The 5695-nt window shown below is 50.6% G+C and carries 9 protein-coding genes; all 9 read right to left on the reverse strand.

The genetic code is table 11. The features are described 5' to 3' along the window. On the reverse strand, positions 1 to 521 hold a 521-nt coding region (locus tag G461_RS0114355), incomplete at its 3' end, for a GTP-binding protein (RefSeq protein WP_026971898.1). 58 nt (positions 522 to 579) lie between these two features. Then, complete coding sequence (fusA, locus tag G461_RS0114360; protein WP_026960384.1) at positions 580 to 2676, reverse strand: elongation factor G; 2097 nt, start codon at positions 2674 to 2676, stop codon at positions 580 to 582. Positions 2677 to 2755: 79 nt separating this feature from the next. Next, positions 2756 to 3226, reverse strand: coding sequence for a 30S ribosomal protein S7 (rpsG, locus tag G461_RS0114365; protein ID WP_026960385.1), 471 nt, complete (start codon positions 3224 to 3226; stop codon positions 2756 to 2758). 94 nt (positions 3227 to 3320) lie between these two features. Then, positions 3321 to 3695, reverse strand: coding sequence for a 30S ribosomal protein S12 (gene rpsL, locus G461_RS0114370; RefSeq protein WP_026972355.1), 375 nt, complete (start codon positions 3693 to 3695; stop codon positions 3321 to 3323). A 138-nt stretch (positions 3696 to 3833) separates the two neighbouring features. Further along, a complete protein-coding gene (gene tusB, locus G461_RS0114375; protein WP_026972356.1) occupies positions 3834 to 4109 on the reverse strand; it encodes a sulfurtransferase complex subunit TusB in 276 nt (91 codons plus the stop codon). After that, positions 4109 to 4468: a sulfurtransferase complex subunit TusC gene (gene tusC, locus G461_RS0114380; RefSeq protein WP_026972357.1), complete on the reverse strand. Its 360-nt coding sequence runs from the start codon at positions 4466 to 4468 to the stop codon at positions 4109 to 4111. Before tusC ends, tusB begins: the two co-directional genes overlap by 1 nt. Further along, positions 4465 to 4842, reverse strand: a complete 378-nt coding sequence (tusD, locus tag G461_RS0114385) for a sulfurtransferase complex subunit TusD (RefSeq protein ID WP_026972358.1) — start codon at positions 4840 to 4842, stop codon at positions 4465 to 4467. Before tusD ends, tusC begins: the two co-directional genes overlap by 4 nt. Before the next feature lie 9 nt (positions 4843 to 4851). Then, positions 4852 to 5235 (reverse strand): RidA family protein, encoded by a 384-nt coding sequence (locus G461_RS0114390; RefSeq protein ID WP_026972359.1) that lies wholly within the window; start codon positions 5233 to 5235, stop codon positions 4852 to 4854. Between the two features lie 168 nt (positions 5236 to 5403). Then, a partial coding sequence (gene tnpA / locus G461_RS0114395; RefSeq protein ID WP_026972360.1) for an IS200/IS605 family transposase occupies positions 5404 to 5695 on the reverse strand: 292 nt, incomplete at its 5' end.

Here is a 5695-nt window from a genome sequence, read left to right on the forward strand (position 1 = left end):
GAACCTTGGATTACTGGCAGGTCATCACCTGGGAATTCGTACTCAGACAGCAGTTCACGAACTTCCATCTCTACCAGCTCTAGCAGCTCTTCGTCATCTACCATGTCACACTTGTTCATGAATACGATGATGAAAGGTACGCCAACCTGACGAGACAGCAGGATGTGCTCACGAGTTTGTGGCATTGGGCCGTCAGTCGCTGCTACTACCAGAATCGCGCCGTCCATTTGAGCAGCACCGGTAATCATGTTTTTAACGTAGTCAGCGTGTCCTGGACAGTCTACGTGCGCGTAGTGGCGAGTAGGAGTGTCGTATTCAACGTGCGAGGTTGAGATGGTAATACCACGCTCACGCTCTTCTGGAGCATTATCGATTTGTGCGAAGTCTTTCGCTTCACCGCCGTAGGTCTTAGCCAGTACGTTGGTGATTGCTGCAGTCAGAGTAGTTTTACCGTGGTCAACGTGGCCAATAGTACCAACGTTTACGTGCGGTTTCGAACGTTCAAATTTTTCTTTAGACACAATATGTACCTTCTTTAACATTCGGCCTGCTTTGGCAGGCCAACACAGTTGAATAAGTTTAGTTTTTCGCTTCGATTATCGCATCAGCAACATTCTTAGGCGCTTCATTGTACTCTAGGAATTCCATAGAGTAAGAGGCACGTCCCTGAGTTGCGGAGCGTAGATCTGTAGCATAGCCGAACATTTCAGCTAGAGGAACTTTCGCGCGGACGATCTTCAGTCCTGCAGGACCTTCGTCCATGCCTTCAATCATACCGCGGCGACGATTCAAGTCACCCACTACGTCACCCATCCAATCTTCAGGGGTCGTAACTTCAACTTTCATCATCGGTTCTAACAGTGCTGGGTTAGCTTCCATCGCCCCTTTTCTGAAGCCCATTGAGCCAGCAATTTTAAATGCCATCTCGTTGGAATCCACGTCGTGGAATGAACCATCGAACAGGGTTACTTTCACGTCCAGCATAGGATATCCGGCAATAACACCCATATCCATCTGCTCTTTACAGCCTTTGTCAACAGCAGGGATGTATTCACGAGGAACAGCACCACCCACGATTTCGTTGACAAATTCATAGCCCGAACCTGGCTCTTTAGGCTCCATACGCAGCCATACGTGACCATACTGACCACGACCACCAGATTGACGAACAAATTTGCCTTCAACCTCAACGTTCTTACGAATGGTCTCGCGGTAGGCAACCTGAGGCTTACCAACGTTACATTCCACCTTGAACTCGCGCTTCATGCGGTCCACGATGATGTCGAGGTGAAGCTCACCCATTCCCGAGATCAGGGTTTGGCCTGACTCTTCGTCGGTTTCGACGCGGAATGAAGGATCTTCTGCTGCCAGTTTACCAAGGGCAATGCCCATCTTCTCCTGGTCAGCTTTAGTGCGTGGTTCCACAGCGATTTGAATCACTGGCTCTGGGAACTCCATACGCTCCAGTACCACTTTGTGGTCTGGATCGCACAGGGTGTCACCGGTGGTCACATCTTTCAGGCCAATGGCCGCAGCGATGTCACCCGCACGCACTTCTTTAATTTCTTTGCGATCGTTAGAGTGCATCTGCACCATACGACCAAAGCGCTCACGCTTTTCTTTAACCGAGTTGTAGACCGCAGTGCCGGTTTCTACAGTACCTGAATACACTCGCATAAAGGTCAAGGTGCCCACGAACGGGTCGGTAGCAATCTTGAACGCCAGCGCGGCAAACGGTGCGTCATCGTCAGCGGGACATTCGATTTCGTTGTCACGCTCATCTACACCTTTGATCGCAGCTACGTGGTTTGGCGCAGGTAGGTATTCCACTACTGCATCCAGTACCGCTTGCACACCTTTGTTCTTGAAGGCGCTACCGCAGGTAGCAAGAACGATTTCGTTGTTCAGGGTGCGGGTACGCAAACCAGCTTTGATCTCTGCTTCAGTCAGCTCACCTTCTTCAAGGTACTTCTCCATCATTTCTTCGGAGGCTTCTGCCGCAGCTTCCACCAACTCCTCGTGCAGCTCTTCAGCGCGCTCAAGCAAGTCAGCAGGGATATCTTCATAGCTAAAGGTGGTGCCCTGGTCCGCTTCGTTCCAGTTGATTGCCTTCATCTTGATCAGGTCAATCACACCTTTAAAGTTTTCTTCTGCACCGATGTTCAGTTGAATCGGCACACAAGTGGCGCCTAAACGGTCGCGGATCTGGGTGATGACGCTTTCGAAGTCAGCACCAGCGCGGTCCATTTTATTTACGAACACCAAGCGAGGCACGCTGTACTTGTCAGCTTGACGCCATACCGTCTCAGACTGAGGCTCCACACCAGAAGAACCACAGAAAACCACAACAGCACCGTCAAGCACACGCAATGAACGTTCTACTTCAATAGTGAAGTCTACGTGTCCAGGGGTGTCGATGATGTTGATTCGGTGTTCGTCGAATTGTGCGTCCATACCACGCCAGAAGGTGGTAGTCGCCGCAGAAGTGATGGTGATACCACGTTCCTGCTCTTGCTCCATCCAGTCCATGGTAGCCGCACCATCGTGTACTTCACCAATTTTATGAGAGAGACCGGTATAGAAAAGAACGCGTTCTGTGGTCGTGGTTTTACCAGCATCAACGTGAGCACAGATACCGATGTTACGGTAGCGCTCAATAGGAGTTGTACGGGCCATTTTATCCTCTTACTAAGGGTTTGCCCTTAGGATCCCACAAAAGTAATGGCGCAGCAGCATAAGCTGCCGCGCCAAAATATTACCAGCGGTAATGAGCAAACGCTTTGTTTGCTTCGGCCATACGGTGAACGTCTTCACGTTTCTTAACCGCAGAACCTTTGCTTTCGGCCGCATCCAGGATTTCACCCGCTAGACGCAGAGCCATTGATTTTTCACCACGTTTACGTGCAGCTTCTACCATCCAACGCATACCTAGGGTGTTGCGACGTACTGGACGTACTTCAACAGGTACTTGGTAAGTAGAACCACCTACACGGCGAGATTTAACCTCTACCGCTGGGCGCACGTTTTCTAGAGCTACTTCGAAAATTTCTTGGTGAGCTTTGCCTGATTTCTCAGCAGCAATATCTAGCGCACCGTATACGATTTTTTCAGAAATAGATTTCTTGCCGTCAACCATTACTACGTTGACGAATTTAGCCAGAAGTTCTGATCCGAACTTAGGATCTGGCAGGATTTTACGTTGACCGATTACTCGACGTCTTGGCATGACTTTATTCTCCGATATGCTTCAGGTTTCCCCAAAACGAATTTAATTAAAACTTCGCTATTACTAAGTGTTTGGCCTTACTAACGGAGAGCCGTTATGACTTAGGACGCTTAGCACCGTACTTAGAACGACCTTGACGACGATCGCTTACGCCAGCACAGTCTAGTGCGCCGCGAACAGTGTGGTAACGTACACCTGGCAAGTCTTTTACACGACCGCCACGGATAAGAATTACACTGTGCTCTTGCAGGTTGTGACCTTCACCACCGATGTAAGAAGTAACTTCGAAGCCGTTAGTTAGGCGTACACGAGCTACTTTACGTAGTGCTGAGTTAGGTTTTTTAGGAGTAGTGGTGTATACACGGGTACATACGCCACGACGTTGTGGACACGCATCCAGTGCAGGCACGTTGCTTTTAGCAGCTTTGCTTGCACGAGGCTTACGAACCAACTGGTTAATAGTTGCCATTCGAAATAGCTCCAAATCTAATTTTTAAACATGTGAAAAATCCCCCATTTCTGGGGAGGCGAAATTTTATGCGCATGAACAGAAGGAGTCAAGGATTGTGAGGGCTAGATAACCAGATTTTCCTAGCGCCTCACGGGCTTACCAAGTTAGGTTACTTGGCGCGCTTTCAAGTAGCCTCATCCAACCAGCAAAATCGAGGCGTTGGCCAATACCGTTTTTCAGCCCTCGGGCGTCCAGATCAGCGCTAAGCACATACAGTCGCTGCTGCTGATCGAGCTCGCTGATTTGCTCGTTGAAGCCATTGCTGGCATACACGCCATCTTCGATAAGCAGCAGTAGATCGTCGCCGGATAAGGCACTTAGGCATTCAGCGAACTGAGCGGAGCCTGTTCCATAGCGCAAGATATGTAGCATCAGAACCTCAACATCGCGTGGCTAGTGGCGAAGCGCTGCAAGAATGCCTGCCGAGTCAGCGACTCTGGCTGAATCGAAAGATCGCCCAGCTCCAAGCCGCGCTCAGCCAGCGCGTCAGGATTAATAAAAAGCTGCTCCACATCGTAGAGGTCGAGCATGCCATAGGTTGGCAGGATATGACGCTGGCGTATCTGCTCGGGCTGCTGGCCTGCAAGAAGTTGCCAAACCCCATCGCCATCGAAGTACACCACCACATCTTCGCTCACCGCAGAGGCGGCCAAGATGGCATCCAGACCTTCACGCGCATTGGCGCTTTGGTGAGGGGCGCTGGCCATAATCCACACGAGGGGTTTACTCATAGTCGCACCACCTTATCTGCCTCTAACATGGCAATCGACATCTCAGCCAAGCCGGTTTGCTCGAAGCCGTCGATAATGATATCGCGCTGTTCGCCTTCTTCTTGCCCCAGCACACCGCGGCGCTGGGCCGCAGCACTACACACCAGCAACTGGCAGGCAGAGTCGGCTTTGAGTTGCTGCCACTGTTTGACCATATCGATCTCATCACCCGCTGGCATGGTGGTCGCCAGCGCATTGCTCACCCCCTCTTGATAGAAGAACACCGCATGTAGCGTGTGCCCTTCCTCCAAGACGGCGCGCGCTAGATTGAGCGCAGTGGCACTACCCTGATGGCCATAAACCGGCGAGGTGACGATCAATGTGTAGCGGGACACTTTAGCCTCTTACTTAATGCGCGCAATGGCTTCAACTTCAACCAGCACATCTTTAGGCAGGCGTGCTACTTCAACACATGAGCGAGCCGGAGGGTTCTCGGGGAAGTACTCGGCGTATACTTCGTTGAAGGCAACAAAGTTATTCATATCGCTAAGAAAACAGGTGGTCTTAAACACGGTAGAAGCATCGGCACCTGCCGCTTCCAACACTGCGACCAAATTTTCCATCACCTGACGAGTCTGCGCCTTCACATCGCCTTCGATGATTTCCATGGTCTCTGGCACCAACGGGATCTGCCCAGAGGTGAAAACCAACTCTTCGACCTTGGTCGCTTGAGAATAGGGGCCGATGGCCGCTGGCGCGCCGTCGGTAGAGATTATCTGCTTGCTCATAGCTTTCCCTTACTACTTATTCGGTTAAAGCGGCAGTCTGTGGCCTGACAAGGGCTTTGTCAATGCTTGCCCTTACTCACCCTAGGTCGCAGAACAACAGACATGTAAAAAATCCACCTGCTGAGCAGGTGGCTTTGACACGGCCCCCTAGAAGGGGGCTCACCTATACTACTGCATTTCTAGTGACATCTGACGTTCTTGCTCTTCTTTCTCTACCTTGTCTTGATGCCTGACATACCGCCTGATTATGTCTTCGTTCGCCCCAACGGAGTCAACGAAGTACCCTCTTTCCCAAAAGTGATTACCCCACAGTTTCTTCTTTCTCAAGTAAGGAAACTTCGCAAACAACCTAATCGCGGTTCTTCCTTTCACGAAGCCTACATACTCTGAAACACTCAGGCTCGGGGGCATCCTGACAATCAAATGGACATGGTCAATTTGAACATTTAGCTCAACGATT

This window comes from Aliagarivorans marinus DSM 23064, from assembly GCF_000429485.1.
In the GTDB taxonomy this organism is placed as follows: Bacteria; Pseudomonadota; Gammaproteobacteria; order Enterobacterales; family Celerinatantimonadaceae; genus Aliagarivorans; species Aliagarivorans marinus.

Coding starts and splice junctions, on each gene's coding strand:
- rpsL (WP_026972355.1), bottom strand. CDS start 3,695: ATGGCAACTATTAACCAGTTGGTTCGTAAGCCTCGTGCAAGCAAAGCT.
- rpsG (WP_026960385.1), bottom strand. CDS start 3,226: ATGCCAAGACGTCGAGTAATCGGTCAACGTAAAATCCTGCCAGATCCT.
- tusC (WP_026972357.1), bottom strand. CDS start 4,468: ATGAGTAAACCCCTCGTGTGGATTATGGCCAGCGCCCCTCACCAAAGC.
- fusA (WP_026960384.1), bottom strand. CDS start 2,676: ATGGCCCGTACAACTCCTATTGAGCGCTACCGTAACATCGGTATCTGT.
- tusB (WP_026972356.1), bottom strand. CDS start 4,109: ATGCTACATATCTTGCGCTATGGAACAGGCTCCGCTCAGTTCGCTGAA.
- G461_RS0114390 (WP_026972359.1), bottom strand. CDS start 5,235: ATGAGCAAGCAGATAATCTCTACCGACGGCGCGCCAGCGGCCATCGGC.